This window comes from Salinisphaera aquimarina, from assembly GCF_042643355.1.
Classification (GTDB): domain Bacteria; phylum Pseudomonadota; class Gammaproteobacteria; order Nevskiales; family Salinisphaeraceae; genus Salinisphaera; species Salinisphaera aquimarina.
In genome coordinates, this window is sequence record NZ_JBHRSS010000006.1 from 268,824 (window position 1) to 286,506 (window position 17,683).

The window sequence follows — 17,683 nt, forward strand, 5'->3', positions numbered from 1 at the left end:
GCACCCGCAGCCGCGTGGCCGGGTACGAATCGGTGACTCGGCCTCGCACGGCGGGCAGCTGCCGTTCTCGACATCAATCAATCGTGCGCTTACTCTGACTCTGATAACAGCACACAGCGCTTGAACTTATTTTTATAAGTTACTGAGCACACACGGTCTAAACAACAGCGCCGGCATTGTTTTGTCACGGCAGGCACGGGAGAACATACGCGGGCATGGCGGCAGACGACGCGATCAAGAACCACGCGGCCGAGAAACAGCTTTTCATGCTGCGCACGGTGGTCGCGGGGGCAGTGCTGTGCGTGCTGGTCGGCGTGCTCATCTCGCGGGTGACCTTCCTGCAGATTGTGCGCCACAGCTATTACGAGACGCGTTCCCAGGACAATCGCATGCGCGTGCAGGTGATGCCGCCGGTACGCGGACTCATCTACGATCGCAACGGCGTGGTACTGGCGGACAATCTGCCCGCCTACCGGCTGGAGATCGTGCCCGAGCAGGTCGATGATATCGACGCCACGCTCGATCGCCTGTCGAAAATCGTGGAAATTCGCGACGCCGATCGCGATCGCTTTCGTGACCGCGTCGCCAAGACGCCGCGCTTTCGCGGCGTGCCGATCCGGCTTAATCTCAGCCAGCGCGAGGTCGCGCGCTTTGAAGTCAATCGTGGCGATTTCCCGGGCGTCGATATTCGTGCCGGTCTGACCCGGCATTACCCGCTCGGCCGGGTCGCGGCGCATCTGGTCGGGTATGTGGGCGGCATCACGGCCCGCGATCTGAGCCAGGTCGACGACAAGCGCTATCGCGGCTCCAACCATATCGGCAAGTCCGGGGTGGAATACAGCTACGAGTCACGCCTGCACGGCGACCCGGGCTCGCGCGTCGTCGAAACCAACGCCAGCGGGCGCTCGCTGCGGGAACTGGAGATGAACCGTCCCACCGCGGGCGAAAGTCTGTACCTGACCATCGATGCGCGCCTGCAAAGCGCGGCCTTCGAGGCACTGGGCGACAACGATGGCGCGGTCGTGGCGATCGATCCGGAGACCGGCGGGCTGCTGGCGATCGTGTCCAAACCCAGCTATGACCCGGACCTGTTCGTGGATGGCATCAGTCATGTCAACTACAACAAGCTGATATCGGATCCACACAAGCCGTTGTTCAACCGTGCATTGCAGGGCCAGTATCCGCCCGGCTCGACGGTCAAGCCGGTGATGGCCCTGGCCGGCCTGGAGACCGACTCCATCGTCGCCGACAAGAAAGTCTGGTGCCCCGGCTATATCACCCTGCCCGGCAGCAACCATCGCTATCGCGACTGGAAACGCTCCGGCCACGGCTGGGTGGACATGCGCAAGGCGATCTATCGCTCTTCGGACGTCTATTTCTACAAGCTGTCGCTCAAGCTCGGTATCGACAACATCCATCGCTATGGCGCCATGTTCGGACTGGGACAGGACACCGGCGTGGATCTGCCGCGTGAGAACAGCGGCATCATGCCCTCGCGTGCCTGGAAGCACGGCAGCCGCAATCTGCCCTGGTACCCGGGCGAGACATTGAACACCGTGATCGGCCAGGGCTTCATGACCACAACGCCGATCCAGCTTGCCCAGATGGCCAGCCTGATCGCCGAGCGTGGCGAAGGTTTCAAACCGCACGTACTGCGCGCCTGGAAGAATCCGAGCAACGGCCAGATCAGCCCGACCCAGCCACAGCCGTTGCAGCCGATCAAGCTCAAGGATCGGCGCCACTGGCAGGTGATCATCGACGGCATGCGCGACGTGGTATCGGCGCCACGCGGCACGGCCTATCATTATGTCGGCCAGAATCTGGACTACACGCTGGCTGGCAAGTCGGGCTCGGCCCAGGTCGCCGGGCTGGCCCAGAACCAGGCCGCGCCCGATATGGAAGACGTGAAACGTCAATTGCGCGATCATGCGCTTTTCATTGCCTTTGCACCGATTGACGCGCCCAAGATCGCGGTCGCTGTTCTGGTCGAACACGGCGGCGGCGGCAGCAGCGTGGCCGGGCCGATCGCGCGCAAGGTCATCGACGCTTTCCGTTCGGAACAACCCGTATTGCAAGCCTCCAACACGAGCGCCCGATGAGCGCCAGCGCTACCAATCAACCGTCGTCGCTATCGGAGTGGCTGGTTTACTGGCGTATCGATCTGCAACTGCTGATCGCGCTGCTGTGCTGTGCCGCACTCGGCCTGTTCGTGCTCTACAGCGCGTCGGGCCAGTCCGAGTCGGTGGTCATCAATCAGGCCATTCGTCTGGGCATCGGCTTGCTGGGCATGATCATGGTCGCGCAGATACCGCCGGAATGGTTCCGGGTCGCCGCGCCCTGGCTGTTCGGCTTCGGGGTGTTCCTGCTGCTGCTGGTGGTGCTGCTCGGGCATTCGGCGATGGGCGCGCAGCGCTGGCTGGACCTGGGCGTGGTGCGCTTCCAGCCGTCGGAGCTGATGAAACTGGCCGCGCCGTTGACCGTGGCCGCTTATTTTCGCGACCGCAGCCTGCCACCGACGATGCGCGATGTGGCGATTGCCGCCGCGCTTATCGCCGTGCCCGTGGTGCTGGTCGCCGACCAGCCGGATCTGGGCACCGCGCTGCTGATCGCGGCCGCTGGCGGCTTCGCGCTGTATTTCGCCGGCCTGCGCTGGCGCGTGATCCTGATACTGGTACTGATGGCCGCCGCCGCCGCACCGCTGCTGTGGTTCAACATGCACGACTACCAGCAGGAGCGAGTACTCACTTTCCTCAATCCGGCGCGCGATCCCACGGGCGCCGGTTATCACATCTCGCAGAGCAAGATCGCGATCGGCTCGGGCGGGCTGTTCGGCAAGGGCTGGCTCAATGGCAGCCAGGCTCACCTGAACTTCCTGCCAGAATCGGATACTGATTTCGTGTTCGCCGTCTATGCCGAGGAAACCGGTCTGTTCGGCGTGATCGCACTACTGGCGATCTACTGCTTCATCGTCGCGCGCGGACTGTATATCGCCATGAAGAGCCAGGACACCTTCCAGCGCCTGGCCGCCGGCAGTCTCAGCCTGACCTTCTTCATCTATGTATTCGTCAACATCGGCATGGTGGCCGGGCTGATGCCCGTCGTGGGGGTGCCGTTGCCGCTGGTCAGCTACGGCGGCACGTCGATGGTGATTCTGCTCGCCTCGTTCGGCATTCTCATGTCCATTCATACCCACAGAAAGCTGCTCGCCACATGAATCGATTCTTTTCTTTCGTCGCGTCGGCAGCCCTGCTGACGCTGATCTGCTCGCCCCTGCCGGCACCGGCCGAAACCGGCAACTATGCCCAGCGTCCCGAGGGCAAGGCGCTGCTCAAACGCCTGCAAAAGGCCGACGGCGTCGATATCGATGAAGCGCGGGCGCTGCTCGAGGACGCGACATACCAGCCCAAGATCGTCGCGGCGATGCGCAAACCGGCCGAGCGCACGCTCACCTGGGCCGACTATCGTCCGATCTTTCTGCAGCCCGAGCGTGCCGAGAAAGGCGCGGCCTATATCGCCGAGCATCAGGCCATGTTCGACGCGGCCGAGGAGAAATACGGCGTACCGGCGAATATCGTGGCCGCCATCATCGGCGTGGAGACAAAATACGGCGCCTTCGTGGGGCGCAACCGGGTACTCGACGCGCTGTCGACGCTGGCCTTCGACTATCCCGAACGCGGCGCCTACTTCACCCGCGAGCTCGAAGGCTTCATCCAGCTGTGCGTGGAAGAGGATCTGGCCTGCGATTCCGAGATCGGCTCCTACGCCGGTGCGATGGGCCTGCCCCAGTTCATGCCGTCGAGCTATCGCGCCTACGCGGTCGACGGCAACGACAACGGCAAGCGCGATCTCTGGCAGGAGCCGGCCGACGTCATCGCCTCGGTCGCCAACTATCTGGCCGAACATCATTGGCAGCGCGGCGCCCCGGTCAGCCTGCCGGCCTGGATCGGCGATACCGGCCAGCTCGACGCCATCGAGCGCAGCAAGCGCGAACCCGCCTATCGCTGGGACGCGCTGCATCGCCTGGGTGTGCGCGTGGACACGCCACCTGCGGACGATGCCCAGGTCGGGCTGCTCGAATTCCAGGGCGCGCACGGCACCGAGTACTGGCTGGGTCTGAACAATTTCTTCGTGATCACGACCTATAACCACAGCCCGCTGTATGCGATGGCGGTCTATCAGCTGGGCCAGGAGATCGCCGCCCGGCAGGATCACGATACGCCGTGATGCGGGCGCTGCGTATATACATCGGTGTGGGCGCGGCCGCCCTGCTGTTGGCCGGTTGCGCCAGCGGCCCCTCGGGCGGCGGCGCGGCGCGGTCCGGTTCGGGCGGCGGTTATTACCAGAACGACGGCCCGCCGGACGACGAGAACATCGATCTCGATGCGATTCCGGACGCGGTGCCGCGCAACGAGCCGTTATCGCGCTACGGCAACCCCAGCAGCTACGAAGCGCTGGGCAAGACCTATTATGTATTGCCCAGCGCCGCCGGCTTCACCCAGTCCGGGCGGGCGAGCTGGTACGGGCGCCAGTTCCATGGCCGCCGCACCTCCAGCGGCGAGCCCTACAACATGTTCAAGATGACGGCCGCGCACAAGCGCCTGCCGATTCCCAGCTATGTCCGGGTCACGAACCTGGATAACGGCAAGCATGTGATCGTGCGCGTCAACGACCGCGGCCCGTTCCACGACGGCCGTATCATCGACCTGTCCTATGCGGCGGCCCGGCGCCTGGATGTGGTCGCCACCGGCAGCGCGCCGGTGCGCATCGAGACCGTCACCCCCGCCACGCTGCGCGCGGAAGACAACCAGCGCAATGCGCAGACCGTGCGCGCCAGCCGCAGCTCCACCGCTCCGACGTCGACCGGCATGGCGAACGTGGCCGCAACCGAGGATCGAGACACGGTGCCTGCCGCGCGCCCGGCGTCACGACCCGCGCCCGCACGGCCGGTACCGGTGGCCAATCGCGGCAACGCGGGCTCGCCCGACGGGGATCTGTACCTGCAAAGCGGTGCCTTCGGCAGCGCGAGCAACGCCCAGAATATGCGCGCACGCCTGGGTGATGCGGGCTTTACCCGGGTGGTCATCGTCGACCCCGACACCACGACCCCCTTGTACCGCGTAAGGCTGGGCCCGTTCGACAGCCAGCGCAGCCGTGCCCTGACCCAGCAAATACTCAGCGCACGCGGCTTCGCCGCGCGCGAAGTCGATCGTTAGCCTCCAAGGTTTCGAGGCGCTAAACTGCGTCGCCTCGGCCACCGCCGTTTCATGTCAAGTCCAAGAGCTCAAGTCGATGAACTACGCTTCCCGCATGTTCTTTCTAGTTTTTCTTTTTCTGGCCAGTGCCAGTGCGGTGGCCAAGCCGTTGCCGATCCCGGAGCCGCCGAGCCTGGATGCGCGCAGCTATGTGCTCATCGACTTCGATTCGGGCCAGGTGCTGGCCGCAAAGGACGCGGACAAGCGTATCGAGCCGGCCAGCATCACCAAGCTGATGACGACCTATATAGTCTTCGACGAGATCAAGAAGGGCAATCTGTCGCTGGATGACCAGGTCACCATCAGCGAGAAGGCCTGGCGCATGGGCGGCTCCAAGATGTTCATCGAAGTGGGCAGCAAGGTCAGCGTCGACCAGCTGCTGCACGGCATGATCACCGCTTCGGGCAATGACGCGACGGTGGCGCTGGCCGAATACGTCGCCGGCACGGAATCGACGTTCGCGGACTACATGAACCAGTACGCCAAGGAGATCGGGCTCACCGGCAGCCATTTCGTGGACGCCAGCGGCTGGCCGCACGAAGACCATTACATGACCGCGCACGATATCGCGCGTCTGCTGTCGGCCATCATTCGCAACTACCCGAATCTGTACGACAAGTATTTCCACGAAAAGAAATTCACCTACAACAATATCGAGCAGTACAACCGCAACTCGCTGCTGTGGTCCGACGACAGCGTGGACGGCGGCAAGACCGGGCATACCGAGTCCGCCGGCTATTGCCTGTCGGCCTCGGCCAAACGCGAAGGCATGCGGGTGGTCGCCGTGGTCACCGGCACCCATTCGAACAACGCGCGTAAATCACAGACCGCTGCCCTGCTCAACTACGGCTTTCGCTTCTACGAGAACGGTCATCTGTTCGACGCCGGCAAGCAGATTGCCGAGATCCGGGTCTGGAAAGGCGACAAGACCATGCTGCCGGTGGTCGCCGACGGTGCCGTCAACGTCGCCTTCCCGCGGGGTCAACGCGACGCGCTGACCACCAGTGCCGAGCTGCCCTCGCAGCTGTCGGCGCCGGTCAAGAAAGGCGAACGGCTGGGTACGCTCAACGTGAAATACGACGACAAGGTATTGGCGGAAGTGCCGCTGTACGCCGGCGAGGATATCGTCGAAGGCGGCATCATCCGTCAGCTCACCGACGAAGTCATGATGATGTTCGAATAACGGCCAGGCCCCCTGTCGCGCGGCAAGCGCGACAGGGACCGGCCACTATTTTTCAGCTCTTTCCACCGGAATTTTCCATGGCGATCGCTTATGTGAACGGCGACTTCCTGCCGCTGGACGAGGCACGCATCTCCGTGCTCGACCGGGGTTTTCTGTTTTCGGACAGTGTCTATGAGGTCATACCCGTCTACGCCGGGCACTGCTTTCGGCTGGCCGAACATCTCCAACGCCTGGACGATAGTCTTGCCGGCCTGCGCATCAGCAATCCGCATGCACTGTCGGCCTGGACCGAACTGGTCGCGGCGCTGATCGACGCCAATGATGGCGGCGACCTGTCCGTTTATATACAGGTCACCCGCGGCGCACCGCCGCGACGCGACCATCGCCTGCCCAGCGATGTCGCCCCGACGGTGGTCGCCTTCTGTCAGAGCCGCGGCGAACCGGATGCCGCCGTGATGCGCGACGGCATCGGCGCGATCACCCACGTCGACACGCGCTGGCATTATTGTTCGATCAAGTCGACATCGCTGCTGGCCAATGTGATGGCCGCCGACGCGGCGCGGGCCGAGGGCGCCACCGAAGCCCTGCTGGTCCGCGACGGCGCGGTGCTGGAAGGCACGTCCTCGAACGTGTTCGCGGTGATCGACGATCGCCTGATCACCCCGGCGCTGCGCGAGACCATTCTGCCGGGCATCACCCGCGCCGCGGTACTCGAGATCGCTACGCGCGAGGGTATCGGTCATCAGGAGATCGATACCCTCACACCGGCCGCGCTGGCCGGCGCCAGCGAGATATGGATCACGTCATCGACACGCGAGGTCTTCGCGGTCACGCGCCTGGACGGCAAGCCCGTGGGCGCCGGTCGGCCCGGCCCGCTCTGGACGCGGATGCGCTCCTGCTTGCAAGCTATGGCCCATGAGTGAATCCAACGATAATCCGCAAGAACGCGAAACCCTGCTCGAGTTTCCCTGCAGCTTTCCGATCAAGGCGTTCGGCAAGAAGGACAGCGGCTTCGAGGATCGCGTATACAAGCTGGTCAAGGCGCATGCCCCCGAGTTGGAACGCGCGGACATGTCCCAGCGCGAGAGCAGCGGCGGCAAATATGTTGCCGTGACCGCGCAGATCATGGCCCAGAGCCAGGCGCAGCTCGACGCCATCTATACCGATCTGACCGACAGCGGCGCGGTATTGATGTCGCTGTGACCCAGCCGGTACTCGCCGTTCGCCGTTTCGGCTGGCAACCGCAGCCCTATCGCCCGCTCTGGCAGGCGATGCAGGACTACACCGATCAGCGCACCGCCGACACGCCGGATGCACTGTGGCTGCTCAATCACGAGCCGGTGTTCACCCAGGGCAAGAACGGACGCGCGGAACATGTCCTCGCACCGGGCGACATCGAGGTCGTTCCCATCGACCGCGGCGGCCAGGTGACCTACCACGGGCCGGGCCAGATCATGGCCTACGTGATGGTTGATCTCAGACGCCGCGGCATCGGTATCCGCAGCCTGGTGAGCGCGCTCGAGAACGCCATGATCGCGACTCTGGCCGGCTACCGGATCGACGCGTTCGCCAAGCCCGACGCGCCCGGCGTATATGTCGATGGCGACAAGATCGGCTCGATTGGCCTGCGCGTGCGCAAGGGGGCGAGCTATCACGGCCTGGCGCTCAACGTGGACATGGACCTGGAGCCCTTTTCGCGTATCGACCCCTGCGGCTACCACGGCCTGAAAATGACGCAGATCGCCGATCTCGGCGGCCCGCGATCGCTGGATGTCGTGGCCGACGATCTCGCCACGCAACTCGCACGCGAACTCGGTCTGAGACTCCATTGTGACGGTCGCGACGCCCTGATCTGTTAGTCTTGCGCGCAAGTTGAATGGCACACAATCAATGAATCCAGACGACAGCTACGCCGACGAGCAGCCCACGCCCGCCACCAATCTGGTGGAAGTCCGCGATGTGCATTTCTCGCTGGGCAATCGCGTGATCTACAAGGCCGTGGACCTCGACATCGCGCGCGGTCGCATCACCGCGATCATGGGCCCGAGCGGCACCGGCAAGACCACGTTGCTGCGTCTGATCAGCGGCCAGTGGCGGCCGACTGCCGGCACCGTTCACTTCGATGGCCGGCATGTCGCCAAGCTATCGCAGGGCGATCTGTTCGAACAACGCAAGCGCATGGGCATGCTGTTCCAGTCCGGGGCCCTGCTCACCGATCTGTCGGTGTTCGACAACGTCGCTTTCCCCCTGCGCGAGCACACCCGGCTGCCGGAACGCCTGATTCGCGACATCGTGCTCATGAAGCTGGAAGCCGTGGGTCTGCGCGGCGCCCGCGCGCTCTATCCGGCCCAGCTGTCGGGTGGCATGGCCCGGCGCGTGGCACTGGCGCGTGCGATCGCACTGGATCCGGAAATGATCATGTACGACGAGCCCTTCGCCGGACAGGACCCGATTTCCATGGGCGTGCTGCTGCGCCTGATCCGTCGGCTCAACGACGTGCTCGGCCTGACCGCGATCGTGGTCTCCCACGATGTTAAGGAAACACTCGGTATTGCCGATTACGTGTACGTGATATCCGACGGCGAGGTCATCGACCACGGAACCCCGCAGCAGATTCGTGACTCCAAGTCCAAGTGGGTACAGCAGTTCATCCATGCCGAAGCCGATGGCCCGGTACCGTTTCATTACAGTGGCCAGCCGTACGCAGAAGATCTGCTCCACGAAGGACGCCAATGAACGCAGTACAACGCACGTTCGTCACGTCGACCAACTGGATCGCAGAACTCGGCCGCAGCTTCCTCTTTCTTCTACGCATTTTGCGCAGCTTGCCGGGCCTGGTGCTGAAGCCGCGCCTGCTGGTGGAACAGATCTACTCGGTCGGCGTGCTGTCGCTGGTCATCGTGGTAGTCGCCGGGCTGTTCGTCGGCATGGTGCTCGCGTTATCGGGCTATCGCCTGCTGGTGGGCTTTGGCGCCGAAGAGGCGCTGGGCACGTCGGTCGCACTCGTGGTGGTGCGCGAACTCGGGCCGGTGGTCACCGGGCTGCTGTTCGCCGGCCGTGCCGGCAGCGCGCTGGCGGCCGAAATCGGCCTGATGAAAGCCACCGACCAGCTCTCCGGCATGGAAATGATGGCAGTGGACCCGGTCAAGCGCATCGTCGCACCGCGTTTTCTTGCCGGCGTGATCGCCCTGCCGCTGCTGACCTCTATCTTCTGCGTCATGGCGATCGGCGCCGGCGGCGGCTACTTCATCGGCGTCGATCTGCTCGGCGTGGATGCCGGCTCCTACTGGTCGGGCATTCAGGCCAACGTCGATTTCAGCCACGACATCATCAACATCTTTCTGAAAAGCGGCGTATTCGGGGCGATCATCACCTGGGTCGCTGTTTATCAGGGCTATCATGCGCCACCGACGTCGGAAGGCGTGTCGCGGGCGACCACCAACACCGTCGTGATCGCCTCGCTCGCTATCCTCGGCGCCAACCTCATGCTGACCGCCGTGCTGTTCGGCGGCAACTAGGTAACTGTCTATGCAATCAAGAGCGATCGAACTGCTGGTCGGATTATTCGTCTGCCTGGGCATCGCGGCCATATTCATTCTGACCATGCGGGTGAGCAATCTGGCCGATACCAGCGGTATCCAGGGTTATACGGTGACCGCGGCGTTCAACGATATCGGCGGCCTGAAAGTGGGCTCGCCCGTGAACATGGCCGGGGTACGCATCGGCCGTGTCACCGACATCAAGCTGGACCAGCAGACCTATCAGGCCGACGCCACGCTGAGCATCAGCAATACCTACAAGATCCCCAAGGATTCCGACGCCTCGATCCTGACCTCCGGCCTGCTCGGCGAGCAGTATGTGGGCATCGGTCCGGGCGGCTCACTCAAGAATATGAGTCAGGGCGACTCGTTCATCATTACCCAGAGCGCGGTGGTGCTGGAGAATCTCATCGGCCAGTTCATGACCACCATGGGCAGCGGCGACAGCTCCGGCAATGCCCCGCCACCGCCCGCCTCCGGCAACCCCTAGGTCCGGTAACGCAAAACGCCGAACCGGCGGATAGTTAAGGCCGGATTCATCGGAACGTGCCGATACTTGCCGGCGTCGCATCTATTCCATAAACGAGGACTCCCATGTCGCGTTGGACTACTACACTCACCCGCCTTCTTGCCGTGGCCCTGCTGATTCCGGGCCTGGCACTGGCGGCGCCGACCCCGCCCGACCAGTTGGCCCGGGAAACCGTTCAGACCGTGCTCGGCCGCATGGACGGCCATCGCGAGGAACTGCGTAAGGACCCGAACCAGCTCTACAAGCTCATCGACGACGAACTGATCCCGCTGGTCGATCTGCCGTATATGTCGCAGCTGGTGCTCGGCCGCGCCTGGCGTACCGCCACGCCGGATCAGCGCAAGCGCTTTCAGGTCGCGTTCAAGAACATGCTCATCCGGACCTACGGCAACGGCCTGCTCGCCTTCGACGACAATACCGATATCGAATACCAGCCGGTACGCGCGGCCGAAGGCGCCGACGACGTGACCTTCCGCGCCATCGTGACACCCGACAGCGGCCAGAAAACGCCGGTGACGTTCCAGATGCATATCGTCGACGGCGACTGGAAGATCTACGACGGCAGCGTCGGCAATCTGTCCTTCGTGACCAACTACCGCGGCCAGTTCAATTCCCAGATTCGCAACGGTGGCCTCGAGAAGCTGATCGAGCGCATGGAGTCGCGCTACAACGGCGGCAGCTGATCGTGACCGAAATCGATGACAACCGCGAACTCGTCCACCTCTCGGGCGAGCTGGATGCGGAAACCGTGCCGCGGCGACTGCGGGAATCCGAAAACTGGTTCGAGCGCGGCGAAGAGACCGTGATCGACCTGTCGGGCGTGACCCGCGCGGACAGTGCGGGCGTTGCCCTGCTGCTCGAGTGGGTACGCGACGCACAGACCAACCAGGCCTCGCTGAGTTTCGTCAATGCGCCCGCCCAGATGCGCGCCATCATCGATTTCTGTGCCCTGAACGACGTCATCCGGCTTCGCGAGCGTGCGGCCTAACGCAGCAGAGCAGACTGAGAAGCAGGAACAAAAAGGGCGATCCGATCGGATCGCCCTTTTTTATAGCCGCTCGGCTCGTCGGCCGGCTGTCAGCAAATCAGTTCGACGCAGGGATCTCGAGCGCATCGATCTGTGCGATCGCCTCCAGTGATTCCGGATTGGCGATCGCCTGCGTGTTGTTCACGCTCATCCCGCGCAGCAGACGGGCCACGGCCACCTCGACCTTCTTGCCGCTGCGGGTATACGGCAATGCGGATACCGGCACGATCAGCCCCGGCACATGGCGGGGACTGGCGTGCTCGCGCAGACGCTTGCGGATGCGGTCCACAAGCCCATCGTCGAACGTATGGCCCTCGTTCATGACCACCAGCATCACGATTCGGCTGTCGTCGCCGTAGGGCTGAGCCACCACCAAGGTATCGGCCACCGCGTCCAGCGGCTCGACCTGACGATAGATTTCGGCGGTGCCGATACGAATACCGCCGACGTTGAGCGTGGCGTCGCTGCGCCCGTAGATGATCGCCCCGCCCTCGGGCGTGAACAACACATAGTCGCCGTGCGACCAGATGCCGTCGAAGGTGTCGAAATAGGCTTCACGGTAGCGTGTGCCGTCGGGGTCGTTCCAGAACATCACCGGCATCGACGGTAGCGGCTGGGTGCAGACGAGTTCACCGCATTCATCGATCACGACGTCGCCCTGGTCGTTGAACGCCTCCGCCGCCACGCCGAGCAGACGGCACTGGATCTCGCCCCGGCGCACCGGCAACAACGGACAGCCGCCGACGAACGACGACACGATATCGGTGCCGCCGGAGATCGAGCTGAGCAGCACGTCAGCCTTGACCTGCTCATAAACCCAGTCGAAATCCGCGGGCAGCAGCGGCGAACCGGTAGAGAATACGGTCTTGAGCGCGGACAGATCGTAAGCCGCGTCCGGCGCGATGCCGGCGTTGCGGCAACCCGCGATCCACTTGGCGCTGGTGCCGAAATGGGTGATGCGCTCACGCTCGGCGATGTCCCAGAGCACGTTCATATCCGGGAAACCCGGATTGCCGTCGTAGAGCACCAGCGTCGCACCGGTGAGCAGACCCGAGGCCAGCCAGTTCCACATCATCCACCCGCAGGTGGTGAAATAGAAGAACACGTCGTCGCGACGAATATCACCGTGCAGCATCAGCTCCTTGCTGTGCTGCAACAGCGCCCCGCCCGCGCCGTGGACGATGCATTTGGGCACGCCCGTGGTGCCCGACGAGAACAGGATATAGACCGGCTGGGCGAATGCCATCTGGGCGAACGACGGTGTCGCCCCGGCGTGCGCGGCCAGCGCGTCTTCCCAGCCAATCGAGCCGTCATCGTCGGCGGGCGTGCTGCCCTGCCCGAGATTCGCCGTGACGATGACCTGCTCGATAGAGGGAATACGCTCGCGCAGTTCCGCGATCTGTTGGATTCGGTCGAAGTCCTTGCCGCCGTAGCGGTAGCCATCGACGGTCACCAGAACCCGAGGCTTGATCTGGGCGAAGCGATCCACCAGCCCGGCCACGCCGAAGTCCGGCGATGCCGACGACCAGATCGCGCCCAGGCTCGCGCAGGCCAGCATCGCCACAATCGGTTCATGGGTATTGGCGACGATGCCCGCGACCCGATCCCCGGCCTGCACCCCCACCGATACCAGATACGCCTCTAATGCCCCGACCTGGGCCAGCAGATCGGCATAGCTCAGCCGGATCTCGTCGCGCGATTCCGACAGCCCCACGATCGCCGACTTGTGCGCGTCGCCGTGCAGCGCTTCGCGCAGCAGGTTTTCGGCAAAATTCAGCCGCGCATCGGCAAACCAGCGCGCGCCGGGCATGGCGCGCGTGTCGAGCACTTGGTCGCCGCGCGCCGACGCGATGACGCCGGTGTAGTCCCAGATGCTGGTCCAGAAAGGCTCCAGGGCGTCCACCGACCACCGATACAGCGCGTCGTAGTCGGTAAATCGCGGATAACCGTTGGTCGCGAGCCAGTCCATATAGTCGCGCATCCGGGTGCGCGCCATCGCCGCTTCATCCGGCTGATAGAGAATCGCGTTGCTCTCGCTCATCGCGGGCGTTCCTGTTGTCGTGTGGGCAAAGGCTGTCAGGTTACACCGACAAAGCGATTGCGCATCGTATGCCGGGTCGCGTCCTTGATTCCGAGCGCGTCCTCGCCGATCAGCACGCGCTGCACGTTCTCGGAGCCTTCGCCCACCGTGAGCATGTCGACATAGGCGCTCAGACGCTGCACCGGATATTCCGCAGTCAAGGCATTGCCGCCGAACACTTCGCGGGCCACGTCCACTGCCAGGCGCGCCGCCTGGGTGGCGAAGTACTTGCCGCGCGACGCGATTCGCGTGGATGTGCGGCCCTGATCCATGGTCCAGCCGATACGACGCGCCATCAAACGGGCCGCCTCGACCGCGACGGTGGCATCGGCGATACGTTGCTGGACCAGCTGGTGGCGCGCGATCGGCCCACCGCCGACCACCCGTTCATTGGCATAGGCGATGCTGGCATCCAGCGCGGCCTGCGCGAGACCGGTCAGGCGTGCGGACACGGTCAGGCGGCCGAACTCGAGCGCGTTCATCGCAATACCGAATCCCTTGCCCTCTTCGCCGAGCCGATTCTTGACCGGCACCTTGAAGTCATCCAGAAAAACAGCACAGGAGCGCAGGCTCTTGGACAGTCCCGGCAGATCGATCGGCTGCGCGCTGTAACCCTCGAACTGCTTGGGCTCGACGATGAACGCGGTCACGCCCCGATGCGCCGGCTCGGCTTTCGGATCGGTCTTGGCGAACAGCACGCCGACATCCGCCACGTTCGAGAACGTGATCCACATCTTGGAGCCGTTGAGTACGTAGTAGTCGCCCTCGCGGCGCGCGGTGGTACGCATCGCACCGGCGGGGTCGGAGCCGCCGCCGGCTTCCGAGAGCGCGAACATGCCGATCTTTTCGCCCGCGATCAGCCCCGGCACGAAGCGTTCGATCTGCTCGGGCGTGCCCCAGTTGTAGATCGTGTAGGGACAGGTCGCGCATTGCATGTTCATCGCATAGCCATAGGCCGGCGCGATCCGGGAAATTTCCTCGGCGATGATCGAGACCGCCATGAAGCCGGCCTCGCTGCCCCCCAGTTCCGCCGGGAACGGCGCGCCAAAGAAGCCGGCCTCGCCCATGTCGCGGATCAGGTCGAAGCCGAATTCACCGCTTTTCTCGTAGGCCTCGGCGTCGTCGGTCAGCCGTCGCGTGGCGAAATCGGCGACCGCATCCTGCAGCGCGACCATTTCCTCCGGTAGATCGAAATTCATGAATTCTTCCTTAGTGCGTCATGAGATTGGGCAGAAAAAGCGAGATCTGCGGGAACGCCAGCAACAGCCCGAGGACCACCGCCTCGACCATCAGAAACGGCGCGACCCCGCGGAAACAGGTCGCCAGCGGTACCCTGGTGATACCGGAGGTGACGAACACGTTGAGCCCCAGCGGCGGCGTGACCAGGCCGATCTCGACTGTCTTGGTGATGACGATCCCGTACCAGATGCCGTCATAGCCCAGCCCTGTCACTAGCGCATGGGTGACCGGCACGGTCAGCACCAGAATCGCGATCTGGTCCATGAACATGCCCAGCACCAGATAGATCAGCACGAGCAGGCCCATCACCATCCACGGCGACATGCCGGAGCCCTGGATCGCGGCAAATAGCGACTGGGTCGCCTGGGTCAGGGTCAGGAAATAACCGAACATCATGGCGCCGATGATGATGGTCACGATCATCACCGTGGTGCCGAGCGTGTCCTGGATGGCAGTCAGAAAACGGGCACGGTCCATACGGCGCATGAGCAGCGTGATCACCAGCGCCGCGGCCGCGCCCACCGCGCCGATCTCGGTCGGCGTGGCAGCACCACCGTAGAGGCCGCCGACGATCAGCAGCATGAGCAGCAATACCGGCCACACCGTGCCCAGAGAGGCCACCGCCGCCTTCATGTCGAAACTCGGCTGGGCCGGCATCTTCTCCGGCGTACGCCAGCCGATGAACATGATCGTGACGATATAGCCGAGCGCGGTGAGCACACCCGGCAGCAGCCCCGCGATCAGCAGCTTGCCGACCGACAGTTCGGTGAGAATACCGTAGATGATGAGCACGATGCTCGGCGGAATCATGATCGCGAGCGTGCCCGAGATCGCGATGATGCCCACCGACACCTGCTTGTCGTAGCCGACCTCGCGCATGGTCGGAAAAGCTGCCGCCGACATGGTCGCGGAGCTGGCCGTGCTGGAGCCGATGATCGCCGCCATGAACGCGCTCGCCATCACGCAGGCCACGCCCAGACCGCCGCGCAGACGCCCCAGCCACAGATCGCTGGCGCGGATGATGTCGCGCGCCATGCCCGACTGCGCCATGTACTGGGCCAGCAGCACGTACATGGGAATGGTCAGGAACACATAGGAGGCTGACACGCTGTGATAGACATCACTCAGATAGCTGGCCACGAACGACTCGCCGCCGACCATATAGAGCCCGACCGTCGCCGCGATCATCATCGCAAAGGCGATCGGCATCTCCAGGATCAGCAACAGCGCCAGCACGCCGATGCCCGTGGCGACAATCATGGATTGGCCCCGACGTCGCGTGCGTCGCTCTCGCGCTCGTCGGGCAATTCATGGACTGCGTCGACGTGCGCGACATGAACCGCCGCATCGACCAGCAGACGCAGCGCGAGCATGGCACAGCCGATCGGCACCCATATCAACGACAGCCATACGGGCCAGTCGATCACCCCGAAAGTGGCATCGCCGCCCAGATACTTGTCGAGCGTGCGCCCGCCCGAGAACCAGGCAATGGCAAGCAATACCAGGGCGGCCGCCAGCGCGTTGAAGGCGAACAGCAGGTTACGCCCGCGCACGCCCAGAAAGCGCCCGATCACCGACAGGCGAATGAACGCCCCCCGCCGCTGACACCAGGGCAGCGCGAGGGTGGCCACGATCACCATCAGGTAGTTGGTGGTCAGTTCGAACTGGAAGACCAGCGGCGCATTGAACACGTAGCGCGCGAGCACATCGGCACTCACGAGCAGCATCATCGCGACAAGCGCCGTGCCCGCCAGCCAGAACAGCGCCAGTTCGACGCCGGCATGGATCCGTTTAAGCATTGCAATCCCGGAAAAGCGTGAAAGAAGGAACGGCTATCCGCGCCCCGACTCAGCTGCTGCTGCCGACCTGTTCCAGCGTGCTCTCGAACGACTCGATCACGGCTTCGCCATCCAGACCGCGCCCCTGCATCCGCTTGATCCAGTCGCGCTGCGCGGTCTCGTATTTCGGCTCCAGCGCTTTCTGCATCGCCGGCGGCAGTTCATACACCTTGATACCTTTTTCGCGGAAATCGGCGAGATCCTGGGCGACCTCGTTCTCGACGATTTTCGCGAGATGCTCGACGGTCTCGTCGCCTGCCTGATCCACCGCTTTCTTCTCGCTGGCACTCAGTTCGTCATACGTCGACTTGGCCATTACCACGGTGATGCCGAAACTGCCGAACCGGCCGTTCGTGCTCAGGCTCTTGGTGACCTCGTCGATCTTGTACGGGGCAATACTGGTAACCGGGAGCACGGTGCCGTCGAGGGTGCCGCGCTGTATCGCCAGATAGGCATCCGGCGCGGCCATCGCCACCGGGCTCGCGCCCACGGCGTTGACCACCAGATTCAGACTACCGGTGGAACGCAGTTTCAGGCCCTTGAGATCGGCGAGCGACGATACCGGCCCGCGCTTGAGTACGAGCTGGTACGGCGGCAACAGCACCGCATAGATCGGCACCACGTCATTGTCGAGAAATTCCTGGCGCAGCGGGCCGTCACTTTTGAGCAGTTTCCAGTAGGCGCGGCTGGCCTGGACCGTATCCGTGACTTCGCCGGGCAGCATGACGGCACCGTTGAGCGGCAGCTCGTCGCTCACGTAGCCCGTGCCGACATAACCGGCCTGAACCACGCCGTCCTGGATCTTTTGCAGGATCTCGCTCGCCTTGGCCAGCTGTTCGGCCGGAAAATGCTGGAACTGAATATCGCCGTCGGTAAGTGTCTTCACCCGGCTCATCCACCAAACCGTGCCGTCCTTGGACAGCGTATGCGATAGCGGAAATGAGTCCGCGAACATGAGCGAGCGCGCAAATACGTTCGGGCTGGCACAAAAGGCGG

The 17,683-nt window shown here is 63.7% G+C and carries 18 protein-coding genes; 13 read left to right on the top strand and 5 right to left on the bottom strand.

Features of this window, described 5'->3' with window-relative positions; genetic code table 11:
• Window positions 1–215: 215 nt before the first annotated feature.
• The 13 genes from mrdA (at window position 216) to ACFOSU_RS13915 (ending at window position 11,491) form a co-directional block, all read left to right on the top strand.
• Window positions 216–2,099, top strand: a complete 1,884-nt coding sequence (mrdA, locus tag ACFOSU_RS13855) for a penicillin-binding protein 2 (protein ID WP_380690522.1) — start codon at window positions 216–218, stop codon at window positions 2,097–2,099.
• Entirely contained in the window at window positions 2,096–3,214 is a 1,119-nt protein-coding gene (gene rodA / locus ACFOSU_RS13860) for a rod shape-determining protein RodA (protein ID WP_380690523.1), read from the top strand. Before mrdA ends, rodA begins: the two co-directional genes overlap by 4 nt.
• On the top strand, window positions 3,211–4,224 hold the full coding sequence (gene mltB / locus ACFOSU_RS13865) for a lytic murein transglycosylase B (RefSeq protein WP_380690524.1): 1,014 nt from the start codon (window positions 3,211–3,213) through the stop codon (window positions 4,222–4,224). Before rodA ends, mltB begins: the two co-directional genes overlap by 4 nt.
• Complete coding sequence (locus ACFOSU_RS13870; protein ID WP_380690648.1) at window positions 4,224–5,213, top strand: septal ring lytic transglycosylase RlpA family protein; 990 nt, start codon at window positions 4,224–4,226, stop codon at window positions 5,211–5,213. Before mltB ends, ACFOSU_RS13870 begins: the two co-directional genes overlap by 1 nt.
• A gap of 76 nt (window positions 5,214–5,289) precedes the next feature.
• Window positions 5,290–6,435, top strand: a complete 1,146-nt coding sequence (locus tag ACFOSU_RS13875) for a D-alanyl-D-alanine carboxypeptidase family protein (RefSeq protein WP_380690525.1) — start codon at window positions 5,290–5,292, stop codon at window positions 6,433–6,435.
• A 77-nt stretch (window positions 6,436–6,512) separates the two neighbouring features.
• On the top strand, window positions 6,513–7,358 hold the full coding sequence (locus ACFOSU_RS13880) for an aminotransferase class IV (protein ID WP_380690526.1): 846 nt from the start codon (window positions 6,513–6,515) through the stop codon (window positions 7,356–7,358).
• Window positions 7,351–7,638: a YbeD family protein gene (locus ACFOSU_RS13885; protein WP_380690527.1), complete on the top strand. Its 288-nt coding sequence runs from the start codon at window positions 7,351–7,353 to the stop codon at window positions 7,636–7,638. The genes ACFOSU_RS13880 and ACFOSU_RS13885 overlap by 8 nt, the downstream gene beginning before the upstream one ends.
• Entirely contained in the window at window positions 7,635–8,294 is a 660-nt protein-coding gene (gene lipB / locus ACFOSU_RS13890) for a lipoyl(octanoyl) transferase LipB (RefSeq protein ID WP_380690528.1), read from the top strand. Before ACFOSU_RS13885 ends, lipB begins: the two co-directional genes overlap by 4 nt.
• Window positions 8,295–8,325: 31 nt before the next feature.
• Window positions 8,326–9,171: an ABC transporter ATP-binding protein gene (locus tag ACFOSU_RS13895; protein WP_380690529.1), complete on the top strand. Its 846-nt coding sequence runs from the start codon at window positions 8,326–8,328 to the stop codon at window positions 9,169–9,171.
• Entirely contained in the window at window positions 9,168–9,953 is a 786-nt protein-coding gene (mlaE, locus tag ACFOSU_RS13900; RefSeq protein ID WP_380690530.1) for a lipid asymmetry maintenance ABC transporter permease subunit MlaE, read from the top strand. Before ACFOSU_RS13895 ends, mlaE begins: the two co-directional genes overlap by 4 nt.
• 10 nt (window positions 9,954–9,963) lie before the next feature.
• Window positions 9,964–10,464: an outer membrane lipid asymmetry maintenance protein MlaD gene (gene mlaD, locus ACFOSU_RS13905; protein WP_380690531.1), complete on the top strand. Its 501-nt coding sequence runs from the start codon at window positions 9,964–9,966 to the stop codon at window positions 10,462–10,464.
• Between the two features lie 104 nt (window positions 10,465–10,568).
• The gene (locus ACFOSU_RS13910; protein WP_380690532.1) at window positions 10,569–11,186 is read left to right on the top strand and encodes an MlaC/ttg2D family ABC transporter substrate-binding protein; all 618 of its coding nucleotides are present in this window, start codon (window positions 10,569–10,571) and stop codon (window positions 11,184–11,186) included.
• A gap of 2 nt (window positions 11,187–11,188) precedes the next feature.
• On the top strand, window positions 11,189–11,491 hold the full coding sequence (locus ACFOSU_RS13915) for an STAS domain-containing protein (RefSeq protein ID WP_380690533.1): 303 nt from the start codon (window positions 11,189–11,191) through the stop codon (window positions 11,489–11,491).
• 97 nt (window positions 11,492–11,588) lie between these two features.
• Here the strand turns inward: ACFOSU_RS13915 and ACFOSU_RS13920 are convergent, their stop codons facing one another.
• From ACFOSU_RS13920 to ACFOSU_RS13940, 5 genes are read right to left on the bottom strand one after another with little or no spacing between them, the layout of a single operon-like run.
• Window positions 11,589–13,571: an acetoacetate--CoA ligase gene (locus ACFOSU_RS13920; protein ID WP_380690534.1), complete on the bottom strand. Its 1,983-nt coding sequence runs from the start codon at window positions 13,569–13,571 to the stop codon at window positions 11,589–11,591.
• Between the two features lie 35 nt (window positions 13,572–13,606).
• The gene (locus ACFOSU_RS13925) at window positions 13,607–14,809 is read right to left on the bottom strand and encodes an acyl-CoA dehydrogenase family protein (protein ID WP_380690535.1); all 1,203 of its coding nucleotides are present in this window, start codon (window positions 14,807–14,809) and stop codon (window positions 13,607–13,609) included.
• 10 nt (window positions 14,810–14,819) lie between these two features.
• Window positions 14,820–16,109 (bottom strand): TRAP transporter large permease, encoded by a 1,290-nt coding sequence (locus tag ACFOSU_RS13930; protein WP_380690536.1) that lies wholly within the window; start codon window positions 16,107–16,109, stop codon window positions 14,820–14,822.
• The gene (locus tag ACFOSU_RS13935) at window positions 16,106–16,648 is read right to left on the bottom strand and encodes a TRAP transporter small permease (protein ID WP_380690537.1); all 543 of its coding nucleotides are present in this window, start codon (window positions 16,646–16,648) and stop codon (window positions 16,106–16,108) included. The genes ACFOSU_RS13930 and ACFOSU_RS13935 overlap by 4 nt, the downstream gene beginning before the upstream one ends.
• Before the next feature lie 49 nt (window positions 16,649–16,697).
• On the bottom strand, window positions 16,698–17,642 hold the full coding sequence (locus ACFOSU_RS13940; RefSeq protein ID WP_380690538.1) for a TRAP transporter substrate-binding protein: 945 nt from the start codon (window positions 17,640–17,642) through the stop codon (window positions 16,698–16,700).
• Between the last annotated feature and the right edge of the window lie 41 nt (window positions 17,643–17,683).